Consider the following 26,232-nt stretch of genomic DNA (forward strand, 5'->3'; position numbering starts at 1 on the left):
TTATTAATTGATATGGTAACGTCCGCAAAATGGATTTTTCCATTTATCTCATACAATTAAAATTGTTTTATTTACAAGGATTTTGTCATGTTTAAAATTGCAAAGATTGCCGTTGTGGCAGGGATGCTGGCTACGCTCACCGCGTGTACGGGTCATATCGAAAACAAAAAGAATGATTGCAGTTACGATTATTTACTTCACCCGGCAATTTCTATTTCAAAAATTATTGGTGGTTGCGGCCCGGCTGCGGATCAATAATCGAAACCGTTGTCGCACGATACAAAAAACCGGGGATTCCCCGGTTTTTTCATGTGTATCATTGTAGGCCTGATAAGCGCAGCGCCATCAGGCTTTCGTGCGCGCATACATGCCGGATGGCGGCGCAATCGCCTTATCCGGCCTACGGTGCTGTGCCATCAGGCACACAGGCTTTCCCGCAAAATACGTAACACCGTTTCCTCGCCGCTGCGGTTGGGATTAATACGAATCGCATAACGCGCCAGACCCGGACGGGCCGCACGAAACGTACCGGAAAGGCGATAAAACAATGGCGGGATTTCATACTTGGACTCCGCGCCCACCGGGTAAGGCAACGCCCCGCGCTTTTGCGCCTCCTCCAGCACCTTTTCGGCAACGGGCTGGTGAAACTCCACAATCAACACTTTCGATTGCGCATTCGCAATCACCGCCTGCTTCACTTCCGGCACGACTCCACTGTTTAACAAGGCGAGTAAACGTTCCGTCACCCCGGCCTGCACAGCGTGCATCACTGGCGCGAAAACCAGGCCACGAAGCACCGCCAGCGCCTGCGCGCCCTGAATCTGGCTGCCGCCGGAATACATCGTCGCACGTATTCTGGCGATGGCTTCCGCCTCCCCCACCACCGCGCCGGTGCCTTCAGGCCCGAAGAGTTTAAAACAGGAAAACGTGGACAGCGTGGCCCCACATTCACAACCAATACGCGCCACTTTCATCACCGCATAATTATCGTCGGTCAGCGTGGGGACGCCGCATCGCGCAAGCTCCGCCAGCACCCCGGCCAGAGAATAGCAATCCTGCGGTTGCTGACGCGTATGTTGCACCAGCGCCGCATGGGGACGATGCTCTGCGATAACCTGCGCTATCGTCGCCAGATCGTTGAAATCCGCTCTGACAAGCACAATCCCCATCTGCTCGACGATCCCCTGCGTTGTGGGATAAACCGGCGCATCATGCACCAGAAGGCGTTGCCCCGGTTTCAGCAGCGCAGCCAGCCCGGCCCGAATCGCGCCGGTTCCCGCGCCCTGCACCAGCACCGCGTCCTCAGCATGAAACGCCTCCGCCAGCACTTTTTCCACTTGCCGGGTGGTTCCCGGCTGGTTAAGCCCCGGACTTAACCCCAGATCGCCACCCTTTAAAAAATCCGCGCCCGGAAAATAACGACACACCGTGTCCACCAGCGCAAACTGCTTCTGCTGCGCCTCGGCGAGCGTCAGGCTTTGCAGGGGGAAGGTTTTCATTTAGACGCCTCCTCAGGCCGGAATAAACAAACCGAACCAGTAGAGAATATTCAACAAGATACCGGTAATCATCACGGCCACGACCGGCGCGGCCATCTTCTGCACCGGGCGCCCCAGCGACTCGTTGAGGAAGTAGATAGCAATCGCAATCGAGAAGCCGGTATAACCCGCCATCTTAATCGCCGCAAAAATAGAGCCGATCAGTAGCGCGGTTTCCATCAGCATATTCATCGCGTTACGGATATTGTCCGACGCATTGCGCACCGACGGGTAGCGCCCAAGCCACTTCCCAATCGAGCGCAACAGCAGCACTTCCGCAGAAATCACGACCGCCCCCAGGATGGCGGCAATCCACGGATTCGGCGCCAGATAGCCCACGGAATACACAAAGGTAAAACCGGCCACCGCATACACGCCCGTCGCCAGCGCCGTTGTGGCGATCATCGGCACAAAGCCAAGCCCACGCATGAACTCCGCCAGCGCCGCCTGATGAAGCAAGGTCTGCGACTCTTCAGGCGTAACGCCAGCGGAATAAGCTTTCTCAAGGGTAAAGATCGACACCTCGCTGCCGGCAAAAATATTCATACTGGCAACCGCCGCAATCAACGCGCCGACGATCGCGATATACGGTAAGTTTTTAATAATACGGGAGGTGCGCTCCTCAAAGACGGATAACCCACTGGTATCCATCTCCTCATCGCCACGGTGGCGCAGGTCATGCGTAATCGCAATCGCCAGCAGCATCACCATGCCGATAAAAATCTCAATCGATTCCGGGTTCAGATGCGGGAAGTAGCGCACCACCAGGACACGCGCCATCAGCACCACAACCGCAGCGATAAGACTGTGTTTCCAGCCGAATTGATAAAAAATCGCCACCAGCGGGAACAGCGCAAAACCGGCGACAACCGGGGAACTCAGCTCGCCAAGGCTCCCCAGCACGTCAACCGGCAAAGCGGTAAGCAGATGGTTCACCGGCAGCAGACAGGTCAGAATCAGCACGCCCCAGGCGGCGCCAAGCCCAAACGCCAACAGGCTATTGATCGCCAGTACGCCAAGAATATCGGTAGGTAAAAACAGCAGCCAGGCGTTAAGCAGCCCCGTTTTGAGGGTAAATGAGATCCCCACCGACGCCACAAAACCGATACTCAAACCAAACGCGATACTCCCCGCCTCCCGGCGGTTCATATAGCCTTCGATCAGCTGCGGTAAGATCGGGCGAATCCCGTCATGGAAAACGGCGGCTGAGCGATGCGCCAGTAGCGACGTCATCCCCGTCAGGCAGGCCACCACCAGAATCTGAATATACAGCTCCATAAGCATGCCTTTTATTTCAAGTGGTTAACCAGCATGGGAATCGCATGCTCAACATGTTCGACAGAGAGGCCAAACGCCACTTTCCCTTCCGCGACCATCTTTGCGATATGCTCGTCTTTCGCTTTAATACCCGGCTTAGCGATGGTGCAGCTTTTGTTGTAGCCAATCACCGCAATCGCTATCGACAACGCCGCGCCAGCGCCGGTATTACACGCGCCGATGTAATAATCCAGTTGCCCGGACTTCACTTTCATCGCCGCTTCCATATCGTTGTGAATGGACACGTCAAAGCAGCCGGGCGCCACGGTCTCGATGGTTTTTTTAATCTGCTCACGCTGTAAGCCAGCAACACCAATCTTTTTCATCTTTCTGTCCTTATTGGAAAAATTGTGAGGGGTTATCACGCAACATCGTGTCCACATCGGCCTGACTGAATCCTGACTGGCGCAGCTGTGGGATAAAGGTGGTTAACAGGTAGTCGTAGCCATTGCCGCCATTGGCTTTTAGATGGGAGCGGCGGGTAATATCCATCGAAAGCATCACGCGGTTGAGCAAACCGCGCTGGCGCAGCGCATTCAGCATGTCGATGCGCTTTTCATCCGGGTAGTAGTTGTTTTTGCCGATGGTGTCGAACTGCACGTACGCGCCGAGATCGATCATCTGCAAAATGCCGTCGAGGTTATCTTTCAAATCGCAATGACCAATCACCACGCGGGAGAGATCGACGCCCTGCGCCTGCAACAAGGCCAGTTGCTCCAGCCCCATAGTACTGAACGAGGTATGGGTGGAAATGGGGCGTCCGGTTTCATTGTGGGCGCGCGCAGCGGCGATAAACACCTTCTCTTCCAGCGGCGTAATCACCCCTTCACTGGAGCCGATTTCCGCAATAATTCCGGCTTTCAGCGTCGTGTTATCAATACCGATGACAATTTCATCGATCATCTCCTGCGCAAGCTGCTCCACGCTGCGGGTCGCGACATGCTCAGGGAAAAATGCGTCCTGGTAGTAACCCGTACAGGCCACCACGTTTATCCCGCTATCCCGCATCAAATCGAGCATGAATTGCGGGTTGCGCCCCATATAGCGGTTAGTCATTTCAATGATGTTGCGCACGCCCAACGCCCGCAGATCTTTCATCTCCTGACAAATGAGATCGTACTGATCTAACCGGCAGTCGAGGTTATTTTTGAACCCGGAGAGATCGATGTGCAGATGCTCATGGGCCCAGGTGTAGCCTGACGTATCAAAATTCATACGGCGTCTCCTGTGAGCTGTAATGACGAAAAGAAAGAGGTGCCGTTTTGTGGCGCGGGCGCGCCAAAGAACTCACAGACCGTCGCGCCCACATCCGACAGCGTGGTGCGAAGGCCTAACTGAACAGGCTTCAGCCCCTGCCGGTAGACCAGAATCGGCACTCTTTCACGGGTATGGTGACTGTGACCTATCGTCGGATCGTTGCCGTGGTCGGCCATCACCAGCAGACAATCATCGGGTGTCATCTCGCTTGTCAGCCGCGCAAGATTACGGTCAACCACCTGCAAACGTTCCGCATAACGTGCGACATCCTGGGCGTGTCCCGCCAGATCGGTTTCCTGGATGTTGGTGCAGATAAACGCGTGCCGGGCGGCACTGAATTCATCGCGCGTGATATCCATGATGCGCTGGCTATCCACCAGGTTTTGCCAGCTACGTCCGTGAGGATTCGCCACGATATCCGCCACTTTGCCGATCAGCACGGTCGGCACGCCAACCTCATGCAGTTTTTGCGGCGCCTGAACCCGTTCATCCACGCCATAGCCCATATGAACAACCTGAAAACCGCTCTCATATGCGCCGGATCGCGGCGCATTGATGCCAATAAAACGCCCCTCTTTCGCTTCTGCGGCGTCCAGAATCCGCTGGCTGTCGTGAAGCGTGCCGCCGAATGCAATGACGCGCCCCACCTGCGCGTGTTCACGCACAATGCGGCCAATCTTCAGCACCTCGTCAAAGGCGATGGCGGAAAGGTTGGCGGTAATGTTGTAAACCTGCCCTAAATCCGCTTCGAGGTTATCGCCTATCGCCACTGATTCATTGACCCACAGAAACGCCAGTTCGCCGCCACGTCGCTCCACCTGCCAGCCCGCCGCCTTCAGCGCCAGCTCAACGCGATCAATCACCTCGCTAAACGGCATACGCAGCGGCGCCTGCGGACGCGTTCCTAAAATCTCCTGATGCCCCATGAAGGTATCCCCTCCTTCATGCTGCAATTCCGCGATCCCCCACACTGCCGACGCCGAGGGAGCCATAACGCCTGGCGCATAGCCCAGCGCGTTAATCAACCCCAGCTTCTCCAGCGTCGGCAGATGTAGCTGCGGGAGCTGACGCAGAATATGTCCGCAGGTATTCGCCCCGACATCCTGCGGGCGAACCTCCGCCACATCCTTCATTGCGCCGACGCCGAAGCTATCAATCACCAGCACCACAAAACGAGCCATTACGCCTCCAGTACGTTTCCGAGACTGTCATAACGGGCGACGATTTCCGCCGCGCCGCGCTGAATGCCAGACACCAGCACCACATCACTGCGCGTCACAAAGATTTGGGTACGAAAACAAAGCACCACGGCGCTGCTCACCGGAAACGTCCCTGCAAGCGGCAGGTAGTAGTCGATACTGCTGTCATCGACGGGTTCCAGCGTCGTCTTCGCGGGAACGTCGTTTTCCGGCGTAAAAACGAGCGCGTTGCGCGCATGTCCCCGGCGGTAATAGCCGCCGCCATAGCAGTAGCTGTTGCCACGAAAATGGTGCGAAATTTCACTCAGCCAGAGCATCGCAATGCGTTCAGGCTGATCGCCTTGCTGGTTCGACGGAATGGTGCCGGTCAGCGCATGGCCCGGTTCGGCATGGGTGACGCCATACCGCGCCAACAGCGGCAAAGACGCGCAGCTGGTTGCAGAGGGCGCATTAAGCTGCTCAATGGCAATCTCCTGTTCTTCCAGTTGCTGCCTCGCCTTGACCAGGGAATGCAGATTGGGCGTCGGCCTGGTCTCGCCTGATGCGTCATCCCACAGCAGGCAGGGGAAATGCGTTAACCCCGTGACATGGAGCCCCGGCAGACGGCGAATTTCATTCACCGCGTCATCAAGGCGCGCCAGCGGGAAGCCGCTCTCCTGCCCCGGATAAAGAAAATCCTGCTCGCCGTAAATCTTCAGCATTACCGCCTGCACGCGCCCGGCCTTCACCGCTGCCGCCGACACTTCACGCGCCTTCTCCAGCGAAAAGAGCGTAATAACGTCCGTCCCTTGCTCCACCGCTTCGTCAATCTGCCGGGAGGGGATCTGCACTAAATGCCCCTGATGCGCCACCGGCAATCCGGCGCGGCGCATGACCCTGGCCTCTTTGTAATCCACCGTGACAATTCCGGCATATCCCAGCGCCAGCAGCTTTTCTGCCAGCCAGGGATTGCGACCAAGCTGTTTTGTCATCAGATACAGCGTGATACCGTATTGATGGGCCGTATCAACCAGGCGCTTCCCGTTTTCCAGCACCTGATCAACATCAATCACCCAGCTGTCCGGGACGATCCTTCCCTGCTGCCAGAGTCGGATCGCGGTGGTAATCAGCGCCGGATTCTGGCGTTTCAATGCGTGTATAAACATCTTTGTGCCTCGGTTTCTAATCCCTGAATTAAATATTCATTTTTTTGAATATTTAAAGTGTGGTACGTTGATGTACGGTGTTCCTCACGACGCTTCGTGCGCCGCCATCCACAGCCCATATAGATTTGCCAACAAATAACCTTCCTCATTGGCATGAAGCGAAACCGTAAACTCCGCCAGCAGCGCCTGGTGCGCCAACAAAATCGCGGGCCAGTGGGGAGATTGCGTCAGTTCCGCCAACAGCTCGTGATCCAGCGCGTCAATCACCTCTCCCCGGCGACTGCGCATTAACGCGCTGGCCATGTGGGTTATCGCCATCGTTCCCTGCTCGGTATGCACCGGCAGCTTCCACTCCTCGTCCAGTCGTCTGACGACCTGCAACATGCCATGGCAAATATCTTCGTCGATAACCCCTGCGTCACACAGCAGGCTGAGTCTGTTTTCCATTTACAATGCCTTTGATTAACTTAGTAACTGGGTTCCTGTTCACCGCTGACCACACGTTGCTGATGGGCGAGCAGCGCCTGTTTGTCCACCACGGCGCGCAGCAGTTGCTGCATCGGGTAATCGTCCGACCGGGTCAGCACCACGGCTTCGGTGGCCTGCAAGAATCGGGGATCGCGGGTGAGCGGCGTCGCTTCTAACCCCAGCAATGCCAGCTCCGCTTCCGCCACCACATTCCAGATCACCGCATCCACATCGCCTTTTACAATGCGCTGAAGACTTTCGTGATAAGAGAGGTCTATCAGCTCCACATCACTTTTGCCGAAACAGGCTTCAGTCATGATTTTCTGATCTGCCGAACGGTTATCCAGCCCCACTCGCTTCACCCGGTCGGATTCGCCTTTACGGCAGATCAACTGATGCTCGCCGACATAGGTGTGTGGCCCCAGTTCCAGCGCGATGCGCAACCCGTTTTGCGCCAGGTAGCTCTCTGCGGCCAGACGCGACACCACGGCCATGTCGTAGACGCCATTCAGCAGGCACTCAACCCGGATGTCCGCCCCACGCATGTGCGCGTAATAAAATGGAATCCCTTCAAACTGCGCTTTCAGCCCGCTCGCCAGCCCTTCATACAGACGGGTGTACGGCAGCGGCATCGCGCAAACAACGTTGCTGATGTCCACATGCGACAGCAACGTTTTGTTATCCATCTCCACCAGGAAGCTGCCGTTGCGCCCACGACGCTCAATACGGATCGCCCCGGAAGACTCCAGCGTTTTTAATGCGGCCTGCGTTAACCCCACTGATGAGTGGCATTCATTAGCCAGTTCATCTATCGTTTTCAAACGGTTACCGCATTTCTCACCTAGCAGGTAGCGGGCCAGGGTCGTCAGCACGACCCCCTCTTTTTTGATAAATGTTCGACGCATCATAAATTTTCAGTAAAGTGAATATTTATATATTCATTAAAATGAAGATATCGCGCAATGACGATGTGCGTAAACGGCGAGACGCCTCACAGTTTTTCGTCACGGGTACGCAGAGAGACAAAAAAACCGGGAAATCCCCGGTTTTTTAATGTGTGGTGTCGCACCACTGTAGGCCCTCGCCGTGTTTACGCCGGGTGGCGGCGTAAACGCCTTATCTGGCCTACGGCGCGGTGCGCATTACGGCTTGGCGACAAAGCCAATCGCTTCGTAGACCGCTTTCAGCGTTTCGGAAGCACGGGCGCTGGCTTTTTCCGCCCCTTCTTTCATCACTTTCTGCAAGAAGGCTTCGTCGCTGCGGAAGCGATGATAACGCTCCTGCAACTCGGTCAGCATACCGGAAACGGCTTCAGCCACTTCACCTTTCAGATGACCATACATCTTGCCTTCGAAATGCTGCTCCAGCTCAGGGATGCTCTGGCCAGTTACGGCGGAGAGGATATCCAGCAGGTTAGACACCCCCGCTTTATTCTGGATGTCGTAGCGCACTACCGGCGGCTCGTCGGAATCCGTCACCGCACGCTTGATTTTTTTCACCACCGATTTCGGGTCTTCCAGCAGGCCGATGACGTTGTTACGGTTATCGTCCGACTTGGACATCTTTTTGGTCGGTTCCAGCAGTGACATCACGCGCGCGCCGGATTTTGGAATAAACGGCTCAGGAACGTTAAAGATATCGCCATACAGCGCGTTAAAACGCTGCGCGATGTCGCGGCTCAATTCCAGATGCTGTTTCTGATCTTCACCCACCGGCACCTGATTCGTTTGATACAGCAAAATGTCTGCCGCCATCAGAACCGGGTAATCAAACAGACCGGCGTTGATGTTCTCGGCATAGCGCGCGGATTTGTCTTTGAACTGGGTCATCCGGCTCAGTTCGCCGAAATAGGTGTAGCAGTTCAGCGCCCAGCCCAGCTGCGCGTGCTCCGGCACATGGGACTGAACAAAGATGGTGCTTTTCTCAGGATCGATACCACACGCCAGGTAGAGCGCCAGCGTATCCAGCGTCGCTTTACGCAACTGCTGTGCATCCTGACGCACGGTGATCGCATGCTGGTCAACGATGCAGTAAATGCAATGATAGTCATCCTGCATGTTCACCCACTGACGCAGCGCACCCATATAGTTGCCAATGGTCAATTCACCTGAGGGCTGTGCGCCACTAAAAACGATGGGCTTAGTCATTTTTCGATTCCTGATTTTCGCTATGCGGAAGCCCGAGAGCGGGCAGAAGGTCATTAATAGTGTCGTAAATCACATCCGGCTGGCTAAGAGCGATTGATTCGCCATAGTTGTAGCCGTACGTGAGGCCGACCGACGGGCAGCCAGCCGCTTTTGCAGCCTGAATGTCGTTACGCGAATCGCCCACAAAGAGCATCTGTTCAGGCGCGACGCCCATCCGCTTTGCCACCAGCAGCAGCGGATCGGGATGCGGCTTTTTGTTCTGCACATCGTCGCCGCCAATAACCACGCTGAAGTATTTGGCGATATCCAGCGCTTCAAGCAGCGGCGCCACAAACGGCGTCGGCTTATTGGTCACCAGTCCAAGCGGCAGCCCTTTGGCATGCAGCGCGCCCAGCGTATCGGCTACGTGCGGGAACAGGAACGTCCCTTCTTCCGCCACATCGCCATAGTAGCGGTCGAACAGCTTACGCAAAATACGCACCTGCTCCTCGGCGGGGATCTCATCATCAACAGGCGGTTTGCCCATTGTTTTACGTAACGTAGCGCGTTCCTGTCGAGCCCAGGCGAGCGCACGCTCCATCAATACATCCGCGCCGTTACCAATCCAGGTAATTACGCGATCTTCGCCAGCGGTAGGCAGTTCCAGCGCGTATAACGCCATATCTACCGCAGCGGCTAATCCCGGCGCGCTGTCGACCAGCGTGCCGTCGAGGTCAAAGGCGACACCCCGAATATCCTGCAATTTATCCATGACTTACCTTTGCCAGTTCACTGCGCATTTCATCAATGACTTTCTTGTAGTCTGGTTGGTCGAAAATCGCGGAGCCTGCCACAAACATGTCTGCGCCCGCCGCGGCGATTTCGCCGATGTTGTTCACCTTGACGCCGCCGTCCACTTCCAGGCGAATGTCATAACCTGACTCATCAATACGACGGCGCACCTCACGCAGCTTCTCCAGCGTGTGCGGAATAAAAGACTGACCGCCAAAACCCGGGTTGACGGACATCAGCAGGATCACATCCAGCTTATCCATCACGTAATCCAGATAACTCAGCGGCGTGGCCGGGTTAAACACCAGACCCGCTTTACAGCCGTTTTCTTTAATCAGCTGCAAGGTACGATCGACATGCTCGGAGGCTTCGGGATGAAACGTAATGATGCTGGCGCCCGCTGCGGCGAAATCCGGCACGATGCGGTCAACCGGCTTCACCATCAAATGCACGTCGATGGGGGCGGTAATACCGTATTTGCGCAGGGATTTCAGCACCATCGGGCCGATGGTCAGGTTCGGCACATAGTGGTTGTCCATGACGTCAAAATGCACGACATCCGCACCAGCAGCCAGCACTTTCGCGGTGTCCTCACCCAGGCGGGCAAAATCAGCCGACAGAATTGAGGGGGCAATCAAATACTGTTTCATCCGCTTCTCCTTGAGAATTATTTTTTCGCAGGCGTTACGACTCCTGGTTGGTACAGAGCCAGCAGTTCGTCCACCTTTTTACGTGTGCCGCCATTGCTGCTTATACTGCGACGCACTTTGACCTGAAAATGTTTCGCCGCTTTGTACCACTCGCGGGTATCGGGCGTGTCATGGTTCGAAATTAACACCGGGATCCGCTTGCTGACCAGCTTTTCTGCCATCTCCGCCAGGCGCGCCTGCTCTTTTGGGCTGAAGCTATTGGTATGATAAGCGGTGAAATTCGCCGTCGCAGAAAGCGGTGCGTAAGGCGGATCGCAATAGACCACAGAATTGCTATCAGCACGATCCATACACTCTTCATACGAAAGGCAATGAAACTCTGCATTCTGCGCTTTTTTGGCAAAATGGTACAACTCCGTTTCCGGGAAGTAGGGCTTTTTGTAACGGCCAAACGGCACGTTAAACTCCCCACGCAAGTTATAGCGGCACAGGCCGTTGTAACCATAGCGGTTCAGGTATAAGAACAGGACCGCGCGACGGAACGGCTCCCGGCTCGTATTGAACTCTTCACGGAGTTGATAGTAAACCTCGGCCTGATTCGTCTCAGGCGTAAACAGCTCGCGGGAAGCCCGCACATACTCTTCAGTACGCGACTTCACGATGTTATAGAGGCTGATAAGGTCACTATTAATATCGGCAAGAATATAACGAGAAAAGTCGGTGTTAAGAAACACCGACCCGGCACCCACAAAGGGTTCAACCAGACATTCACCTTTCGGTAAATGCCGTTTGATGTCATCAAGCAGGGGGTATTTCCCCCCTGCCCACTTCAGAAAAGCGCGATTCTTTTTCATGCTGACTAACTAATTACACCTTCTCCGGCTGTGGAGAAAGCTCCGACAGCATCCTGCGCTTTAACATGACTATTACTTCAGATCGGCCTGCACCTGATGCAACGGTTTTGCCCACGGGTTTTTCGCCTGCACATCGGCTGGCAACGTAGACACCGCACGTTTGGCATCATCTTTAGACGCATACACACCCGTTACCAGAACATACCACGGCTGACCGTTACGCGTCGTCTGATACACCACATAGTTTTTCAGGTTTTCTTTCTTCGCCCAACCGTTCAGGTTGTCGTAGTTAGAAGAACTGCTGAGTTGCAGGGTGTAATGGCTGGAAGGCGCAGACTTCAGCGAACCCACGTTACCTGTGCTTTTCGTACCAGCCGCACTGCCGGCTGCCGCTGTGGTTTGCGCTGGCGCAGTGCTGGCGGTGGCTTTCGGCGCGGTCGTTGCCGCTGGCGCGGAAGTTGCTGGCGCTTTCGTCGTCGCGACCGGCGCGGCAGGTTCGCTACGTTTCGGCTGCGTGGTCGGCTTCGGTTCCGCTGGCGTCGCTTTCGCGGTGGTCTGCGGTTTCTTCGGCTCAATCACAACCTGCTTACGTTCCGGGCGCGTAGTGGTCTGACGCTCGCCCGATTGCGTCGTCGCCGTCTGACGCGGCGCGTTGCCGTTGCGGATTGGCGCAACGGTGGCAGGCTCCGTCGGCAGCGTGGAGTTCGCCACCACATTGTTAACCTGTTCCTGACCCTGCGGCTGGGTCAGCGCATTGTTCAGATCGCCCTGAACTTCCACACGCTGCTGGCCTTCAGTCGCGGCAGGCGCCTGACCCTGCGTTGGCGTTGAGGCGATCGGCGGCAGAGAAACATCCTGCTGCGTGTTTCCGGCGGTCTGTTCAGCGTCTGGCGCAGGCTGCGTGGCGCTCGCCTGATCGGTCGCGTTATTGCCGGAAAGATCGATGTTCTTCTCGGCAGACGCCGTTTGATCGCTGGAAGAGGAGGGTGAAGGGGCTTTCAGCGCGGAACCAATACCGATGATCAACAGCAGCAACACCAGAACGCCGACACCCATCATGATGTACTGACGGGAAGCGGGTTTGCTGGCGGCTTTCTTACGTTTGCGGGGACGACGCTCTACGCGTTCTTCATCCACTGCATCATCGGATTCATAATCGTCTTCGCTGTACTGTTCTTCCTCACGCGCCTTTCGCGCACGCCCTGGACGACGATCGTCCGTATCCAGGTCGACGTCATCGAAATTGATCTGTGGATCATTATCGCGTTCAGAAGATTGACGAGTACGACCAGTACGACGATCGCTGGGATCGGGTTTCAGCTCGTCTTCTGGTTTGAATTCATCCATTTAACACCCCACTCAAAGGTTAATGCTTACGACGTTGCAGTTAACCTGAATTTAAATGACCAATACCGTGCAGTATCAGTCCGACCTTTCTTGTTGTTACGCCTGCTGACAGTCAGCAATAGCGCTGAGAACGATTTCGTGCGGCACTCCGCCGCGTACTTCACTTTTCCCTATCGCCAGCGGGAGCACTAAGCGCATCTCGCCCGCCAGGACTTTCTTATCGCGCAGCATGTGTGGCAAATACGCCTGAGCAGACATCTCACGCGGCCCGTGTACAGGCAGACCTGCGCGCTGGAGCAGCGTAATAATGCGTTGCGTATCCGCAGCGCTAAACTGACCGAGACGCTCTGACGTACGCGCCGCCATCACCATACCAGCGGCGACAGCTTCACCGTGTAACCAATTGCCATAACCCATTTCAGCTTCAATGGCATGACCAAAGGTATGTCCCAGATTCAGTAAAGCACGTAAGCCCGTTTCGCGCTCGTCTGCTGCGACAACTTCGGCTTTCAGCTCACAACAACGGCGGATACAGTACGCCATTGCCGGACCTTCCAGACGTAATAACGCGTCCAGATTGTCCTCAAGCCAGGTGAAAAATTCACCGTCAAGAATGATGCCATATTTGATCACTTCCGCCAGACCCGATGCCAGCTCACGCGCAGGAAGCGTTTTCAGACAGTCGAGATCCACCACCACAGAAGCAGGCTGGTAGAACGCGCCGATCATGTTCTTGCCGAGGGGATGGTTTACAGCGGTTTTCCCGCCTACGGAGGAGTCGACCTGCGACAGCAATGTCGTCGGGACCTGGATAAAGCGCACGCCACGCTGATAGCTGGCGGCGGCGAAACCGGTAAGGTCGCCAATCACACCGCCGCCGAGGGCAACCAGCGTGGTATCGCGACCGTGCGGTTTTTGCAGTAACGCGGTGAAAACCGTATCAAGTACCGTCAGGCTTTTATACTTTTCGCCATCGGGCAGGGTAACGCTATCTACGTTAACCCCCGCCTGTTCAAGTACGCTACGGATCTTATCAAGGTAAAGGGGAGCCAGGGTTTCGTTGGTCACCAACATAACCTGATCGCCCGATTTCAGCGGTAAGAATGAAGCTGGTTCGTTAAACAAACCAGCCGCGATGGTGATAGGGTAACTACGTTCCCCGAGAGTAACTGTAATCCTCTCCATGACGCGACATCCACCTTAGTTACTTGTACCCGCTTACCGAGTATGTATTAAGCCAGAATCAGTTGCTTTCCAGCATATGAATAATCTGGTTTGCCACGACCTTAGCGCTCTGATCGTCGGTACGAATGGTCACGTCGGCAATCTCTTCATACAGAGGATTGCGTTCGTTGGCCAACGCTTCCAGAACTTCACGAGGCGGAGCTTCTACCTGCAACAGCGGGCGTTTCTTGTCGCGCTGCGTACGCGCAAGTTGTTTTTCGATTGTCGTTTCAAGATACACCACGACGCCACGCGCGGAGAGACGGTTACGCGTTTCACGTGATTTTACAGAGCCACCGCCGGTTGCCAGCACAATACCCTGTTTTTCCGTCAACTCGTTGATGACTTTTTCTTCGCGATCACGGAAGCCGTCTTCACCTTCTACATCGAAGACCCAGCCCACATCAGCTCCGGTTCGTTTCTCAATCTCTTGATCAGAATCGTAAAATTCCATATTGAGTTGTTGAGCTAACTGGCGCCCAATAGTGCTTTTTCCGGCACCCATAGGCCCAACCAGAAAGATATTGCGTTTCTCTGCCATTTTTTCGGTACTACTAAGACAATTCGTTAATGATAAACCCGCGTCGCAGACACCTTGCGCAGCAGGACATGAACTGAAACCTCATAAGATATTGCGAGAGTCAGACTGAAAATTATCTCAATACTCCAACGGGTTTGGCAACTGAATAAATTACCAAGACATATTGTAGACAACCCCGGAGGCAGCGTCGCCGGATAGCGACGAGAAGAACCAACTCTCAAATCGGTACTCCTTGTATGCTAAATACACCCCCACGTCAAATCCCTGAAACGTGTTCAGTGCAAAAACAGCGCGATTTCAGGCATAAATTATTCTGCCGCAACCAGTCTGGGGGTAATGAACACCACCAGTTCGCGCCGCTCGTTCTCTTTTCCATCATGGCTGAAAAGGGAACCAAGCCAGGGGATATCGCCTAACAGCGGGACGCTATCTTTAGCGGATTTGTTCTTGCGTGAAAAGATGCCGCCCAGCGCCAGCGTTTCGCCGCTTTTAACCTCGAACTGCGTGTCGATCTCCTGCTTATCGATCGCCAGCACTTCGCCATCCGCCTGCTGTAGCACCTGACCGGGAACGTTCTGGCTGATGTGAAGTTTCAGGCGAATGCGCCCCTTCGGCAAAACGGTGGGCGTCACCTCCATCCCCAGCACCGCTTCTTTAAACTCCACGGACGTCGCCCCGCTCTCGCCGCTGGAGACCTGATACGGGATTTCGCTCCCCTGCTTAATACTGGCGGGTTGCAGGTGCGAAGCCAGCAGTCGTGGACTGGCGATAATATCAAGTTGCTGCTTCTGCTCCAGGGCGGAAAGCTCAAGATCCAACAAGCGACCGTTGATGCGCCCGATGTTAAACCCGACGCGAGACGTGGCGGCCGCGACGGACAGATCGCTGGCAAGCGACGTCACCTGCCCTGGCGACCCGGCCTGTTGCGCGTCCGCCAGCGTCCACTTTACCCCCAGCTCACGCAGACTTTTTTCATTTATGGTGACGATATGCGCCGCCAGTTCAACCTGCTCAACGGGGAGATCCATTTGCGCCGCCCACGTTTCCAGCGCCGCCAGCGCAGCGTTGTTATCCCGAAGCAATAACCGGTTGGTGCGCTTATCTACCGTCATACTGCCTTTGGCGCTCAGCAGCTTTTCTCCCGCTTTTGCCAGTTCGGAGGCATCGGCGTATTGCAGAGAAATACTGCGATCCTCCAGCGGTAAGTTGGCCCGAAGCCTTGCCTGCTCGGCCTCCTGCCGCGCGGCGTTTTCGTTTTGCCAGTGAACCGAGTGAACATGCAGAATATTCCCCTCCTGGCGCAGCACCAGCCCGGCGCTTTTTATGACCGTCTGCACCGCCTGCTTCCACGGCACATCCGTCAGACTCAGCGACAGCGAACCGCTGACGTCAGGCGAGACCACCAGATTCTTCTTCTCCTGCGCGGCAAGCGCCTGCAATACCTGAACAACAGGAACATCATCCACCACCAGCGTCACGTTTTGCGCTTTCCCCGCCTGTACGGCGGGCATCACGGCGATCAACACTGCGGCTATCCATCGCTTCATTCACTTCTCCTTGTCGTTGCCACCGCCACTGCGACGGTTCACAGCCTTTACCGGTCTCAAGCGTTATGCTGTCTGCCGTCAGTCGGGAAATCGTCCAGCCGTTCTCCAGCACCTGATATTGTTCGACGCGCCGCCACTTCTGCTGGCTATCTTTGAGAATGCCAGTCAGGTGCTCTCCCTGACTCACCACGCCCTGGTAACGCCACATCGGCAGTTCAGCGATCCGGCATCGGTCCTCCGGCGATTTGAAGGGGTCGCGCATTCCGGTCAGCATCAGCAGGCAGCTACAGACCAACAGCCAGCGCTTAGTCATCAGTCAGCCGCTCCAGCTGTAGCGTCAACAGCAGTTCCGTCTCCTGCGGAACAAGCGAAAAGCGGTTGATGCGCATGCCACGCTCCGCCAGCCGACTGAACAGTTGTGGAACCGCCTCCCAGGTGGATGACAGCGCCAGCTCGCCTCCCTGCGCGGAAGGCTGCCAGTGAAGAAGGCGTACCGGAGAGCGCTGAAAATCCAGAGGGGAAAAAGGCACGCGCTTGCTGGCCGACGCTAAACGAGACATATCCATTGATGCGGCGATCTGGCGCAGGCTTCGCCACTGCCGGTCGATAGCCGCCCGCTGTTGCGCCAGCGCCGTTCGTTGCCGCTCCTGTTGCTGCGCGCCCGAAGAAAACGTGTATAAACACGCCAGTAATCCCAGCCCCAGGCTCCAGCCTAACCAGCAGAAGAGGCGGGTTCGCGGCAATAACCCGCACCAGAGGTCAAAAAGCGCGGCCATCTGCGAGGCTCCTTTTTAACGGGTAATGAAATTGCCAACGTCCCTGCGCATCCTGCTGCGTTGCCCCACTCCCGGCTAACGGGAAATCAGGATGACGACGCAGCGCGGTTTCCAGCGTGTTTAACGCGAGAAATGTCGTCGCGTATCCCTCAAGTTCCAGCGTTCCCTGCTGCCAGGATAACCGGGTTAGCCACGCCTGCTCGGGCAACAGCGCCGCCATCCCTTCCAGCACGCTCTGCCAGCGCCGCGTCTGCTCATATTCCGTTTGCCGCTGCAACGCTTGCTGCCACGCGGTCTGCCGCTGCTGTAAGCGGGGTTGGATCGCCAGCAGCGCGGCCGCGCGCTCTTTCTCTGCGATCGACCACTGCGCATCCACCCGCTTTTGCGCCGTGAGCGTAACCTCATGGATGCACCCCAGCGCGATGGTCAGCAGCAGTGAACCGCTGAACATGACGCTCCAGAATCGCAGACATTCGCGCCGCCGGGACTGACGCCAGGGCAAAAAGTTGACCGGATGACTCATCAGCGCGGCGCCCCCATTGCTAATCCCAGCGCGATGGCAAAGGTATGGCCTTCCGGCGGAACGGGAGGCTGGCGAATGGCAACCGCGCACCAGGGTTCGAAGCCGCCCGCGCCGCACACCGTCAGACTTTCCGGCGCAATGGACAACGTCGCGGCAAGGCTGTCGGCGCAGGCCGCCTCTTGTAGCGGTTTACGCCCCCACGCATAGCGCGTCGCCCACAGCCACTGTTCTTCGTCACGCCAGGCCAGACACTGCTGGTGCGCCAGCAGATAAGGAATAAAGCGCTGTAATGCGCAGGCATCCGGCGTAATCGCCGTCACCTGCATTTTCAGTTTTTGCGCCAGCGTTAATAAGGTCGCCACCTCCTTGCTTTGGGCGGCGGTCACGTTAAATGCCGGAGTCAGGGTATCTTCGCGATAGTCAAAGCGCAGGGCGTCGGGGGGCATATCCAGCTCACGCGCCATCGCGCCGGTCAGCCACGCCGTTTGTTCACGTTCGCGCAGCGCCATTTCCGGGCGCGGAAAATGCTTTTGCAGCGTCCGGCTGGCAGGGAAAGAGAGATAAATATGATGCCGGTGAGGAAGCGAACGACGCCACGGAAGCAACGCATCGACGAGCTGTTCAGGCTCGCGGAGATGTCCGTCAACGAAGGTGCGTTCCGCCAGCGGCACCCGCCACCAGCGTTGTAAAGACCAGCCTGACGCGCCGCGAACCACGGCGACAGCCAGCGCCTCATGCTGCTGAATATGAAGGCCAATTTGCCAGAACCTGAAAGCCATTGCTTATGATCTCCTTATCAATGGTCGCTCTTACGGGTATATCAATGCGTCTGGCTTGCCTTTATACTACCGCGCGTTTGTTTATAAACTGCCCAAATGACACTAAATGGGAAATCTCCAGTGAAGTTCGTAAAGTATTTATTGATCCTTGCAGTATGTTGCATCCTGCTGGGAGCAGGCTCGATTTATGGCCTCTACCGCTATATCGAGCCGCAACTACCTGACGTCGCGACCTTAAAAGACGTGCGTTTGCAGATTCCGATGCAGGTTTACAGCGCGGATGGCGAGCTGATCGCGCAGTATGGCGAGAAACGTCGTATCCCGGTCACGCTTGACCAGATGCCGCCGGAAATGGTTAAAGCCTTTATCGCTACGGAAGACAGCCGCTTTTACGAGCATCATGGCGTCGATCCGGTAGGGATCTTCCGTGCGGCCAGCGTCGCGCTGTTCTCAGGCCATGCCTCACAGGGGGCAAGTACCATCACCCAGCAGCTGGCGAGAAACTTCTTCCTGAGCCCGGAACGCACGCTGATGCGTAAAATTAAGGAAGCGTTCCTGGCAATCCGCATTGAGCAGATGCTGAGCAAAGATGAGATCCTCGAACTTTACCTGAACAAGATCTACCTCGGCTACCGTGCCTACGGCGTCGGCGCGGCGGCGCAGGTCTATTTCGGTAAGACGGTCGATCAGCTCACCCTGAGCGAAATGGCGGTGATTGCCGGTCTGCCGAAAGCCCCTTCCACATTTAACCCGCTCTACTCGATGGATCGGGCGACGGCGCGTCGTAACGTGGTGCTGTCTCGTATGTTGAGCGAAGGCTACATCACCCAGGCGCAGTACGATCAGGCGCGCGGCGAAGCGATTGACGCCAATTACCATGCGCCGGAAATCGCGTTCTCAGCGCCGTATCTGTCGGAAATGGTGCGCCAGGAAATGTACAGCCGTTATGGCGAAAGCGCCTATGAAGACGGGTATCGCATTTACACCACGATCACCCGCAAAGTACAGCAGGCGGCGCAGCAAGCCGTGCGTAACAACGTGCTGGACTACGACATGCGCCACGGCTATCGCGGGCCGTCGAACGTGCTGTGGAAAGTAGGCGAAACCGCCTGGGACAACAAAAAAATCACCGACACGCTGAAAGCCCTGCCAACCTACGGGCCGTTGCTGCCTGCCGTCATTACTGGCGCGAATCCGCAGGAAGCCACCGCGATGCTCGCTGATGGCACCTCCGTGTCGCTGCGGATGGAAGGCGTACGCTGGGCGCGCCCTTACCGTTCGGATACCCAACAGGGCCCGACGCCGCGTAAAGTGACCGACGCCGTACAGACAGGCCAACAAATCTGGGTTCGCCAGATGGGTGATGCCTGGTGGCTGGCGCAAGTCCCGGATGTGAACTCGGCGCTGGTCTCCATCAACCCGCAAAACGGCGCGGTTCTGGCGCTGGTCGGCGGTTTTGACTTCAACCAGAGTAAATTCAACCGCGCCACGCAGGCGCTGCGTCAGGTCGGGTCGAACATCAAACCGTTCCTCTATACCGCCGCGATGGATAAAGGTCTGACGCTGGCGAGTATGCTGAACGACGTGCCGATTTCCCGCTGGGACGCAGGCGCCGGTTCCGACTGGCGGCCAAAAAACTCCCCGCCGCAGTATGCCGGGCCAATCCGCTTACGTCAGGGTCTGGGTCAGTCGAAAAACGTGGTGATGGTGCGGGCGATGCGCGCGATGGGCGTGGATTACGCCGCAGAGTATCTGCAACGCTTCGGTTTCCCGGCGCAGAACATCGTGCATACCGAATCGCTGGCGCTGGGCTCCGCGTCCTTCACCCCGATGCAGGTGGCGCGCGGTTATGCGGTAATGTCTAACGGCGGCTTCCTGGTAGACCCGTATTTCATCAGCAAGATAGAGACCGACCAGGGCGGCGTGATCTTCGAAGCGAAGCCGAAAATCGCCTGCCCGGATTGCGATATCCCGGTCATTTACGGTGATACCCAAAAATCCAACGTGCTGGAAAACAATAACGTTGAAGATGTCGCCATCTCTCAGGAGCAGCAAAACGCCACCGTGCCGATGCCAAAACTGGAGCAGGCTAACCAGGCGTTAGTGGCGCAAAGCGGAATGCAGGAATATGCTCCACATGTGATCAACACGCCGCTGGCCTTCCTGATTAAGAGCGCGCTGAACAGCAACATCTTCGGCGAACCCGGCTGGATGGGCACCGGCTGGCGCGCGGGCCGCGACCTGCAACGTCATGATATCGGCGGAAAAACCGGGACCACTAACAGCTCGAAAGATGCCTGGTTCTCCGGTTACGGCCCGGGCGTGGTGACTTCCGTGTGGATCGGCTTTGACGATCACCGTCGCGATCTGGGGCGCACTACCGCGTCCGGGGCGATCAAAGACCAGATTTCTGGTTATGAAGGCGGCGCGAAAAGTGCGCAACCCGCATGGGATGCTTACATGAAAGCCGTGCTGGAAGGGGTTCCTGAAGAGCCGCTGACGCCGCCTCCGGGCATTGTGACGATCAATATCGACAGAAGCACCGGGCAACTGGCAAACGGCGGTAACAGCCGCGCGGAATACTTTATCGAAGGCACTCAGCCAACGCAGCAGGCGGTGCATGAGGTGGGCACCACCATTATCGATAACGGTGAGACACACGAACTGTTTTGATCTTTTGCCGGATGGCGACGCCTGAGACGTCTTATCCGGCCTACGTTTTGTTGTAGGCCAGGTAAAACGTCAGCCGCCATCCGGCAATATAAATTACAACCGCCCCTGCCCCTTCAGCCACTCACGGACCAGGAACAGCGCGCTGACGTTTCGCGCTTCACTGAAATCCGGTTCTTCCAGCAGATCCATTAAATGCGTCAGCGGCCAGCGCACCTGCGGCAGCGGTTCCGGCTCGTCGCCTTCCAGTGATTCAGGATAAAGGTCTTCCGCTATCACAATGTTCATTTTGCTGGAAAAATAGGACGGCGCCATGCTGAGCTTTTTGAGGAACGTCAGATCGTTCGCGCCAAACCCAACTTCTTCTTTCAGTTCCCGGTTCGCCGCTTCAAAAACGGTTTCGCCAGGGTCGATCAACCCTTTGGAGAACCCCAGCTCATAAGACTCCGTGCCCACGGCATATTCACGAATCAGAATCAGGTGATCGTCTACGATCGGCACAATCATTACCGCTTCACGAGTGGACGGACGCATACGCTCATAGACGCGGCGCACGCCGTTGCTGAATTCGAGATCCACACTTTCGACGTTAAACAGCCGGGATTTCGCGACAGTTTCAACTTTCAAAATGGTGGGTTTTTGTAATGATTTGCTCATCGTGAGAATCTATGCAGTGAAATCTGGTGCCATTGTGCGATATACAGCACGGTTTCGGCAATGTGAATTGCCGTTTATTTACATTTATGTAACGTAGTAAAAATTAATTCCCATTTAAAATTAAAAGTCAATAGGTTGAAATAACTCCAGGAATTTGCTGATATTCCGCTTTTGGTGGGTTTGCTATGATCCGCGTTCACTGGGATGCGCGTAAAAATGCTCAAGTTCAACTCCACGCTTGCCGATAGCCAACCACAGCATCACATTTATTCGACAGGGTGCGACTGACCACGCCTGACAGACTTAGTAAGATGGGGAAAGCATGAGCACCATTTTGATTTTCTTAGCTGCTTTGCTGGCCTGCTCTCTACTGGCAGGATGGCTACTCAGAGTAAGAGCCAGGCGGCAGAATCTGCCCTGGATCAGCGCCTTTTCAGACGCCGCGACGCGCAAGCTAACGCCGGAAGAGCGCAGTGCGGTTGAAAACTATCTCGACAACCTCAGTCAGATTCAGCAGGTGCCGGGGCCGACAGGCGCCAGTACCGCTCCCGTGTCGTTAACGCTGAATGCCCAGAGTAATAACGTCATTATTCTGACCCATTCCATTACGCGTTACGGCATTACGACCGACGATCCCAATAAATGGCGATATTACCTTGATTCCGTTGAGGTTCATTTACCGCCGTTCTGGGAACAGTACATCAATGACGAAAATAACGTTGAGCTGATCCATACCGATACGCTTCCTTTGGTCATCTCGCTTAACGGCCACACGTTGCAGGAGTACATGCAGGAGACGCGCGGCTATGCGCTACAGCATACCTCCTCCACCCAGGCGTCGATTCGTGGCGAAGAGAGCGAGCAAATTGAACTGCTGAACATTCGTCAGGAAACTCACGAAGAGTATGCGCTCAGCCGCCCTGCTGGGCTGCGCGAAGCATCGCTGATTGTGGCCTCATTCCTGCTGTTCTTCTGTTGCTTAATTACGCCGGATGTCTTCGTGCCGTGGATTGCGGGTGGCGCAATTCTGCTGCTCGCCGCAGGTCTCTGGGGGCTGTTCGCTCCGCCATCTAAAACCTCGCTGCGGGAGATTCACTGCCTGCGGGGAACCCCGCGTCGCTGGGGGCTGTTTGGCGAAAACGATCAGGAGCAGATCAACAATATTTCGCTGGGGATTATTGACCTGATTTACCCTGCCCACTGGCAACCCTATATCGCACAGGATCTCGGGCAGCAAACGGATATTGATATCTATCTGGATCGCCACGTCGCGCGGCAAGGGCGTTTTCTCTCCCTGCATGACGAGGTGAAAAATTTCCCGTTGCAGCACTGGCTGCGTAGCGCCGTTATTGCGGGCGGATCGCTGCTGGTGCTGTTTATGCTGCTCTTTTGGATCCCGCTGGATATGCCGATCAAATTCACCTTGTCGTGGATGAAAGGCGCGCAAACCATTGAGGCCACCAGCGTTAAACAGCTCCACGACGCCGGAGTTCGCGTGGGCGATACGCTGCATCTGAGCGGCAAAGGCATGTGTAATATCCATCAGCCTGGTAGCTGGACTGCGCAGCCGAACTCCCCTTTTATGCCGTTTGATTGCTCGCAAATCATCTGGAATGACGCGCGGACGCTGCCGCTGCCCGAGTCCGATCTCGTCAACAAAGCCACAGCGCTGACCCAGGCCATCAACCGCCAGCTGCACCCGAAGCCGGAAGATGACTCCCGCGTTAGCGCGTCGCTGCGTTCGGCGATTCAAAAGTCCGGGATGGTATTGCTGGATGATTTCGGCGACATCGTATTAAAGACCGCCGATCTGTGCGCCGCCGAAGACGAATGCGTGCGCCTGAAAAACGCGCTGGTGAACCTCGGCAACAGCAAAAACTGGGCCGCGCTTGTCAAACGCGCGAATGCGGGCAAACTTGACGGCGTGAACGTTCTGCTGCGCCCCGTCAGCGCGGAGTCGCTCGATAACCTGGTGACGACCTCAACCGCGCCGTTTATCTCCCGTGAAACCGCGCGCGCCGCACAGGCGCTTAACAGCCCCGCGCCGGGCGGCTTCCTGATTATCAGCGATGAAGGCAGCGATCTGGTTGATCAGCCGTGGCCGTCGATGTCCCTGTACGATTACCCCGCGCAGGAACAGTGGGGCGCATTCCAGCGCCTGGCGCAGATGTTAATGCAAACGCCGTTTAGCGCCGAAGGGATCGTCACCCGTGTCTACACCGACGCCAACGGCACGCAGCACATCGGCCTGCACCGCATCCCGGATCGTTCCGGTTTATGGCGCTACCTTGGCACGACGTTGCTGATGCTCACCATGCTGGGCTGCGCCGCTTACAACGGCATTCAGGCGTTCAGACGTTATCAGCGTAACCGCACCCGTATGGCGGAAATTCAGGAATATTATGAAAACTGCCTGAATCCAAAGCTGATCGCCTCCCCGGAAAGCCTCATCTGACAGCTCACGGTATGCTACCCTGTAGCGCATATCCGGCAAAAGCCGCCAGGATTTGGCGGCAATCTCATCTGGAGAATTCCCATGCATATTGATATTGCCTGGCAGGACGTCGATACCGTTTTGTTGGACATGGACGGCACGCTGCTCGATCTGGCATTCGATAACTATTTCTGGCAGAAACTGGTGCCGGAAACCTATGGCGCACAGCAGGGAATCACTGCACAGGAAGCCCAGGACTATATTCGCCAGCAGTATCATGCCGTGCAGCATACGCTAAACTGGTACTGTCTTGATTACTGGAGCGAGCGGCTGGGTCTGGACATTTGCGCCATGACGACGGCACAGGGGCCGCGCGCCGTGCTGCGCGAAGATACCGTGCCGTTTCTGGATGCGTTAAAAGCCCGCGGTAAACGCCGCATTCTGCTGACCAACGCGCACCCGCATAACCTGGCGGTGAAGCTGGAACATACCGGTCTGGCATCACACCTTGATTTATTACTTTCCACCCACACATTTGGTTATCCCAAAGAGGATCAGCGGTTATGGCACGCAGTGGCTGAAGAAACGGGAATAAGCGCAGAGAAAACGCTGTTTATCGACGACAGCGAACCGATTCTCGACGCCGCCGCCCAATTCGGCATTCGTTACTGCCTCGGCGTGACCAATCCCGACTCCGGCATTGCGGAAAAGCAGTATGCACGCCATCCGTCGTTGAATGATTACCGCCGACTGATCCCCTCACTGATGTGAAGGAGACGCCATGAAAGAAAAGCCCTCTGTTGAGGTCCGACTGGATAAATGGCTGTGGGCCGCACGCTTTTATAAAACCCGTGCATTGGCCCGCGAAATGGTTGAAGGCGGTAAGGTGCACTATAACGGGCAGCGCAGCAAGCCGGGCAAGATTGTCGAGCTGAATGCGACGCTGACCCTGCGCCAGGGCAACGACGAGCGGACGGTAATCATTAAAGGCATTACCGAGCAGCGCCGTCCGGCGAGCGAAGCCGTTACGCTGTATGAAGAAACAGCGGAGAGCGTGGAAAAACGCGAAAAAATGGCGCAGGCACGCAAACTTAACGCATTAACCATGCCGCACCCGGACAGGCGACCGGATAAAAAAGAGCGCCGCGACCTGTTACGATTTAAACACGGCGACAGTGAGTGACTGTCACCCGCAAGAGAGATGATTATGCCGCAACATGACCAATTACATCGTTATCTGTTTGAAAACTTTGCCGTGCGCGGCGAACTGGTGACCGTATCGGAAACCCTGCAACAGATCCTCGAAAACCACGCCTATCCGCAGCCGGTCAAAACCGTGCTGGCCGAGCTGCTGGTCGCCACCAGCCTGCTGACCGCCACGCTGAAATTTGCCGGTGACATTACCGTGCAGCTACAGGGCGACGGCCCGCTGAGCCTGGCGGTGATCAACGGCAATAACAACCAGCAGATGCGCGGCGTCGCTCGCGTACAGGGCGAAGTGCCGGAAAACGCGGATCTGAAAACGCTGGTGGGCAACGGCTATCTGGTGATCACCATTACGCCGGAAGAAGGCGAGCGTTATCAGGGCGTGGTCGGTCTGGAAGGCGACACGCTGGCAGCGTGTCTGGAAGATTACTTCCTGCGTTCCGAACAGCTGCCGACACGCCTGTTCATCCGCACTGGCGAGGTGGAAGGCAAACCGGCGGCGGGCGGAATGCTGCTACAGGTAATGCCCGCGCAGAACGCGCAGGCGGACGACTTCGATCACCTGGCGACGCTGACCGGAACCATCAAAACCGAAGAGTTGCTGACCCTTCCGGCTAACGATGTGTTGTGGCGTTTGTACCATGAAGAAGAGGTCACGCTTTACGACCCGCAGGACGTTGAGTTCAAGTGTACCTGTTCTCGTGAACGCTGTGCGGGCGCGCTGAAAACGCTACCGGATGAAGAAGTGGACAGCATCCTGGCGGAAGAAGGCGAGATCGATATGCACTGCGATTACTGCGGCAGCCACTATCTGTTCAACGCGATGGACATTGCGGAAATCCGCAACAACGCCTCCCCTGCCGACCCGCAGGTGCATTAATCACTAGTAAAAAGCCTGATGGCGAATCGCTCACCAGGCTTACTCATTTACAGGTCGGATAAGACGCATCCGCGTCGTCATCCGGCCTGCTCCGCAAAATTCCGCACTTTTTGTTCATTTTTTCCTTCGTGGTGAATCGATATTTTATATGTAAGGGTTTCGTAAATTTCTTACATGAATGCGATTACACTCACAACATTCCCGCAGAATACACTCATTTTTAACGTTTTAAGAACATTTTCCACAACAAAAAAGGGTTCTCTGCCATAATAAGCGCCGCTTCGTGACAGGAGTCACAGCGT

General features: G+C 56.0%; 27 protein-coding genes. 6 read left to right on the plus strand and 21 right to left on the minus strand.

Annotated elements, in window-relative coordinates; genetic code table 11:
• The first annotated feature begins 87 nt into the window (after positions 1-87).
• On the plus strand, positions 88-258 hold the full coding sequence (locus OGX93_RS20425) for a YhfL family protein (protein ID WP_012135480.1): 171 nt from the start codon (positions 88-90) through the stop codon (positions 256-258).
• Positions 259-416: 158 nt separating this feature from the next.
• Here the strand turns inward: OGX93_RS20425 and OGX93_RS20430 are convergent, their stop codons facing one another.
• The 20 genes from OGX93_RS20430 to OGX93_RS20525 form a co-directional block, all read right to left on the minus strand.
• Positions 417-1,499 (minus strand): aminotransferase class I/II-fold pyridoxal phosphate-dependent enzyme, encoded by a 1,083-nt coding sequence (locus OGX93_RS20430; RefSeq protein WP_200075937.1) that lies wholly within the window; start codon positions 1,497-1,499, stop codon positions 417-419.
• 12 nt (positions 1,500-1,511) lie between these two features.
• Positions 1,512-2,816: a YhfT family protein gene (locus tag OGX93_RS20435; protein WP_024131010.1), complete on the minus strand. Its 1,305-nt coding sequence runs from the start codon at positions 2,814-2,816 to the stop codon at positions 1,512-1,514.
• Between the two features lie 11 nt (positions 2,817-2,827).
• Positions 2,828-3,181 carry a DUF2620 domain-containing protein gene (locus OGX93_RS20440; RefSeq protein ID WP_012135484.1) on the minus strand — a complete coding sequence of 118 codons (354 nt, stop codon included), beginning with the start codon at positions 3,179-3,181 and terminating at the stop codon, positions 2,828-2,830.
• A gap of 10 nt (positions 3,182-3,191) precedes the next feature.
• Positions 3,192-4,070: a phosphotriesterase-related protein gene (locus OGX93_RS20445; RefSeq protein WP_012135485.1), complete on the minus strand. Its 879-nt coding sequence runs from the start codon at positions 4,068-4,070 to the stop codon at positions 3,192-3,194.
• The gene (locus tag OGX93_RS20450; protein WP_286448947.1) at positions 4,067-5,293 is read right to left on the minus strand and encodes a phosphopentomutase; all 1,227 of its coding nucleotides are present in this window, start codon (positions 5,291-5,293) and stop codon (positions 4,067-4,069) included. The genes OGX93_RS20445 and OGX93_RS20450 overlap by 4 nt, the downstream gene beginning before the upstream one ends.
• A complete protein-coding gene (locus tag OGX93_RS20455; RefSeq protein WP_286448945.1) occupies positions 5,293-6,456 on the minus strand; it encodes a YhfX family PLP-dependent enzyme in 1,164 nt (387 codons plus the stop codon). The genes OGX93_RS20450 and OGX93_RS20455 overlap by 1 nt, the downstream gene beginning before the upstream one ends.
• A gap of 84 nt (positions 6,457-6,540) precedes the next feature.
• The gene (locus OGX93_RS20460) at positions 6,541-6,903 is read right to left on the minus strand and encodes a PRD domain-containing protein (RefSeq protein WP_286448944.1); all 363 of its coding nucleotides are present in this window, start codon (positions 6,901-6,903) and stop codon (positions 6,541-6,543) included.
• Positions 6,904-6,923: 20 nt separating this feature from the next.
• Positions 6,924-7,829 carry a GntR family transcriptional regulator YhfZ gene (yhfZ, locus tag OGX93_RS20465; RefSeq protein WP_024131011.1) on the minus strand — a complete coding sequence of 302 codons (906 nt, stop codon included), beginning with the start codon at positions 7,827-7,829 and terminating at the stop codon, positions 6,924-6,926.
• 237 nt (positions 7,830-8,066) lie between these two features.
• On the minus strand, positions 8,067-9,071 hold the full coding sequence (gene trpS, locus OGX93_RS20470) for a tryptophan--tRNA ligase (protein WP_012135491.1): 1,005 nt from the start codon (positions 9,069-9,071) through the stop codon (positions 8,067-8,069).
• On the minus strand, positions 9,064-9,822 hold the full coding sequence (gene gph / locus OGX93_RS20475; protein WP_012135492.1) for a phosphoglycolate phosphatase: 759 nt from the start codon (positions 9,820-9,822) through the stop codon (positions 9,064-9,066). The genes trpS and gph overlap by 8 nt, the downstream gene beginning before the upstream one ends.
• A complete protein-coding gene (gene rpe / locus OGX93_RS20480) occupies positions 9,815-10,492 on the minus strand; it encodes a ribulose-phosphate 3-epimerase (RefSeq protein ID WP_012135493.1) in 678 nt (225 codons plus the stop codon). The genes gph and rpe overlap by 8 nt, the downstream gene beginning before the upstream one ends.
• A 17-nt stretch (positions 10,493-10,509) precedes the next feature.
• Positions 10,510-11,346: an adenine-specific DNA-methyltransferase gene (gene dam / locus OGX93_RS20485; RefSeq protein WP_012135494.1), complete on the minus strand. Its 837-nt coding sequence runs from the start codon at positions 11,344-11,346 to the stop codon at positions 10,510-10,512.
• A gap of 72 nt (positions 11,347-11,418) precedes the next feature.
• Positions 11,419-12,693, minus strand: coding sequence for a cell division protein DamX (gene damX / locus OGX93_RS20490; RefSeq protein WP_286448943.1), 1,275 nt, complete (start codon positions 12,691-12,693; stop codon positions 11,419-11,421).
• A gap of 96 nt (positions 12,694-12,789) precedes the next feature.
• Entirely contained in the window at positions 12,790-13,878 is a 1,089-nt protein-coding gene (gene aroB / locus OGX93_RS20495) for a 3-dehydroquinate synthase (protein ID WP_012135497.1), read from the minus strand.
• A gap of 58 nt (positions 13,879-13,936) precedes the next feature.
• A complete protein-coding gene (gene aroK, locus OGX93_RS20500; RefSeq protein ID WP_012135498.1) occupies positions 13,937-14,458 on the minus strand; it encodes a shikimate kinase AroK in 522 nt (173 codons plus the stop codon).
• Positions 14,459-14,766: 308 nt separating this feature from the next.
• Positions 14,767-16,005, minus strand: coding sequence for a DNA uptake porin HofQ (hofQ, locus tag OGX93_RS20505; protein WP_286448941.1), 1,239 nt, complete (start codon positions 16,003-16,005; stop codon positions 14,767-14,769).
• Positions 15,917-16,318 carry a DUF2531 family protein gene (locus OGX93_RS20510; RefSeq protein WP_110493721.1) on the minus strand — a complete coding sequence of 134 codons (402 nt, stop codon included), beginning with the start codon at positions 16,316-16,318 and terminating at the stop codon, positions 15,917-15,919. The genes hofQ and OGX93_RS20510 overlap by 89 nt, the downstream gene beginning before the upstream one ends.
• A complete protein-coding gene (locus OGX93_RS20515) occupies positions 16,311-16,781 on the minus strand; it encodes a HofO family protein (RefSeq protein WP_110493720.1) in 471 nt (156 codons plus the stop codon). Before OGX93_RS20515 ends, OGX93_RS20510 begins: the two co-directional genes overlap by 8 nt.
• The gene (locus tag OGX93_RS20520; protein WP_181421281.1) at positions 16,765-17,304 is read right to left on the minus strand and encodes a PilN domain-containing protein; all 540 of its coding nucleotides are present in this window, start codon (positions 17,302-17,304) and stop codon (positions 16,765-16,767) included. Before OGX93_RS20520 ends, OGX93_RS20515 begins: the two co-directional genes overlap by 17 nt.
• The gene (locus OGX93_RS20525; RefSeq protein ID WP_110493718.1) at positions 17,304-18,083 is read right to left on the minus strand and encodes a type IV pilus biogenesis protein PilM; all 780 of its coding nucleotides are present in this window, start codon (positions 18,081-18,083) and stop codon (positions 17,304-17,306) included. The genes OGX93_RS20520 and OGX93_RS20525 overlap by 1 nt, the downstream gene beginning before the upstream one ends.
• Positions 18,084-18,203: 120 nt before the next feature.
• Between OGX93_RS20525 and mrcA the strand changes: the two genes are divergently transcribed.
• On the plus strand, positions 18,204-20,756 hold the full coding sequence (mrcA, locus tag OGX93_RS20530; protein WP_047460696.1) for a peptidoglycan glycosyltransferase/peptidoglycan DD-transpeptidase MrcA: 2,553 nt from the start codon (positions 18,204-18,206) through the stop codon (positions 20,754-20,756).
• Between the two features lie 93 nt (positions 20,757-20,849).
• Here mrcA and nudE read toward each other — a convergent pair whose 3' ends face one another.
• Complete coding sequence (gene nudE, locus OGX93_RS20535; protein WP_012135506.1) at positions 20,850-21,410, minus strand: ADP compounds hydrolase NudE; 561 nt, start codon at positions 21,408-21,410, stop codon at positions 20,850-20,852.
• A gap of 322 nt (positions 21,411-21,732) precedes the next feature.
• Here nudE and igaA point away from each other — a divergent pair, with 322 nt between their 5' ends.
• The 4 genes from igaA to hslO all read left to right on the plus strand — a co-directional run bounded on the left by igaA (position 21,733) and on the right by hslO (position 25,930).
• Positions 21,733-23,865 carry an intracellular growth attenuator protein IgaA gene (gene igaA, locus OGX93_RS20540; protein ID WP_047460690.1) on the plus strand — a complete coding sequence of 711 codons (2,133 nt, stop codon included), beginning with the start codon at positions 21,733-21,735 and terminating at the stop codon, positions 23,863-23,865.
• A gap of 81 nt (positions 23,866-23,946) precedes the next feature.
• Positions 23,947-24,615, plus strand: coding sequence for a GMP/IMP nucleotidase (gene yrfG, locus OGX93_RS20545; RefSeq protein WP_012135508.1), 669 nt, complete (start codon positions 23,947-23,949; stop codon positions 24,613-24,615).
• Positions 24,616-24,625: 10 nt separating this feature from the next.
• Positions 24,626-25,027 carry a ribosome-associated heat shock protein Hsp15 gene (gene hslR, locus OGX93_RS20550; protein ID WP_049012025.1) on the plus strand — a complete coding sequence of 134 codons (402 nt, stop codon included), beginning with the start codon at positions 24,626-24,628 and terminating at the stop codon, positions 25,025-25,027.
• Positions 25,028-25,051: 24 nt separating this feature from the next.
• On the plus strand, positions 25,052-25,930 hold the full coding sequence (gene hslO, locus OGX93_RS20555) for an Hsp33 family molecular chaperone HslO (protein WP_024131015.1): 879 nt from the start codon (positions 25,052-25,054) through the stop codon (positions 25,928-25,930).
• Positions 25,931-26,232: the final 302 nt, after the last annotated feature.

The organism is Citrobacter sp. CK195 (assembly GCF_030333365.1).
GTDB lineage: Bacteria > Pseudomonadota > Gammaproteobacteria > Enterobacterales > Enterobacteriaceae > Citrobacter_B > Citrobacter_B koseri.

What these genes read in the sequence shown, in the direction of transcription:
- gph (WP_012135492.1), bottom strand. Translation starts at nt 9,822, where the DNA reads ATGGATAAATTGCAGGATATTCGGGGTGTCGCCTTTGACCTCGACGGC.
- aroB (WP_012135497.1), bottom strand. Translation starts at nt 13,878, where the DNA reads ATGGAGAGGATTACAGTTACTCTCGGGGAACGTAGTTACCCTATCACC.
- hslO (WP_024131015.1), top strand. Translation starts at nt 25,052, where the DNA reads ATGCCGCAACATGACCAATTACATCGTTATCTGTTTGAAAACTTTGCC.
- igaA (WP_047460690.1), top strand. Translation starts at nt 21,733, where the DNA reads ATGAGCACCATTTTGATTTTCTTAGCTGCTTTGCTGGCCTGCTCTCTA.
- OGX93_RS20450 (WP_286448947.1), bottom strand. Translation starts at nt 5,293, where the DNA reads ATGGCTCGTTTTGTGGTGCTGGTGATTGATAGCTTCGGCGTCGGCGCA.
- OGX93_RS20445 (WP_012135485.1), bottom strand. Translation starts at nt 4,070, where the DNA reads ATGAATTTTGATACGTCAGGCTACACCTGGGCCCATGAGCATCTGCAC.
- damX (WP_286448943.1), bottom strand. Translation starts at nt 12,693, where the DNA reads ATGGATGAATTCAAACCAGAAGACGAGCTGAAACCCGATCCCAGCGAT.
- yrfG (WP_012135508.1), top strand. Translation starts at nt 23,947, where the DNA reads ATGCATATTGATATTGCCTGGCAGGACGTCGATACCGTTTTGTTGGAC.
- aroK (WP_012135498.1), bottom strand. Translation starts at nt 14,458, where the DNA reads ATGGCAGAGAAACGCAATATCTTTCTGGTTGGGCCTATGGGTGCCGGA.
- OGX93_RS20425 (WP_012135480.1), top strand. Translation starts at nt 88, where the DNA reads ATGTTTAAAATTGCAAAGATTGCCGTTGTGGCAGGGATGCTGGCTACG.
- yhfZ (WP_024131011.1), bottom strand. Translation starts at nt 7,829, where the DNA reads ATGCGTCGAACATTTATCAAAAAAGAGGGGGTCGTGCTGACGACCCTG.
- OGX93_RS20510 (WP_110493721.1), bottom strand. Translation starts at nt 16,318, where the DNA reads ATGACTAAGCGCTGGCTGTTGGTCTGTAGCTGCCTGCTGATGCTGACC.
- OGX93_RS20435 (WP_024131010.1), bottom strand. Translation starts at nt 2,816, where the DNA reads ATGGAGCTGTATATTCAGATTCTGGTGGTGGCCTGCCTGACGGGGATG.
- OGX93_RS20460 (WP_286448944.1), bottom strand. Translation starts at nt 6,903, where the DNA reads ATGGAAAACAGACTCAGCCTGCTGTGTGACGCAGGGGTTATCGACGAA.
- rpe (WP_012135493.1), bottom strand. Translation starts at nt 10,492, where the DNA reads ATGAAACAGTATTTGATTGCCCCCTCAATTCTGTCGGCTGATTTTGCC.
- OGX93_RS20440 (WP_012135484.1), bottom strand. Translation starts at nt 3,181, where the DNA reads ATGAAAAAGATTGGTGTTGCTGGCTTACAGCGTGAGCAGATTAAAAAA.
- trpS (WP_012135491.1), bottom strand. Translation starts at nt 9,071, where the DNA reads ATGACTAAGCCCATCGTTTTTAGTGGCGCACAGCCCTCAGGTGAATTG.
- OGX93_RS20515 (WP_110493720.1), bottom strand. Translation starts at nt 16,781, where the DNA reads ATGGCCGCGCTTTTTGACCTCTGGTGCGGGTTATTGCCGCGAACCCGC.
- OGX93_RS20520 (WP_181421281.1), bottom strand. Translation starts at nt 17,304, where the DNA reads ATGAGTCATCCGGTCAACTTTTTGCCCTGGCGTCAGTCCCGGCGGCGC.
- dam (WP_012135494.1), bottom strand. Translation starts at nt 11,346, where the DNA reads ATGAAAAAGAATCGCGCTTTTCTGAAGTGGGCAGGGGGGAAATACCCC.
- hslR (WP_049012025.1), top strand. Translation starts at nt 24,626, where the DNA reads ATGAAAGAAAAGCCCTCTGTTGAGGTCCGACTGGATAAATGGCTGTGG.
- OGX93_RS20525 (WP_110493718.1), bottom strand. Translation starts at nt 18,083, where the DNA reads ATGGCTTTCAGGTTCTGGCAAATTGGCCTTCATATTCAGCAGCATGAG.
- OGX93_RS20430 (WP_200075937.1), bottom strand. Translation starts at nt 1,499, where the DNA reads ATGAAAACCTTCCCCCTGCAAAGCCTGACGCTCGCCGAGGCGCAGCAG.
- hofQ (WP_286448941.1), bottom strand. Translation starts at nt 16,005, where the DNA reads ATGAAGCGATGGATAGCCGCAGTGTTGATCGCCGTGATGCCCGCCGTA.
- nudE (WP_012135506.1), bottom strand. Translation starts at nt 21,410, where the DNA reads ATGAGCAAATCATTACAAAAACCCACCATTTTGAAAGTTGAAACTGTC.
- OGX93_RS20455 (WP_286448945.1), bottom strand. Translation starts at nt 6,456, where the DNA reads ATGTTTATACACGCATTGAAACGCCAGAATCCGGCGCTGATTACCACC.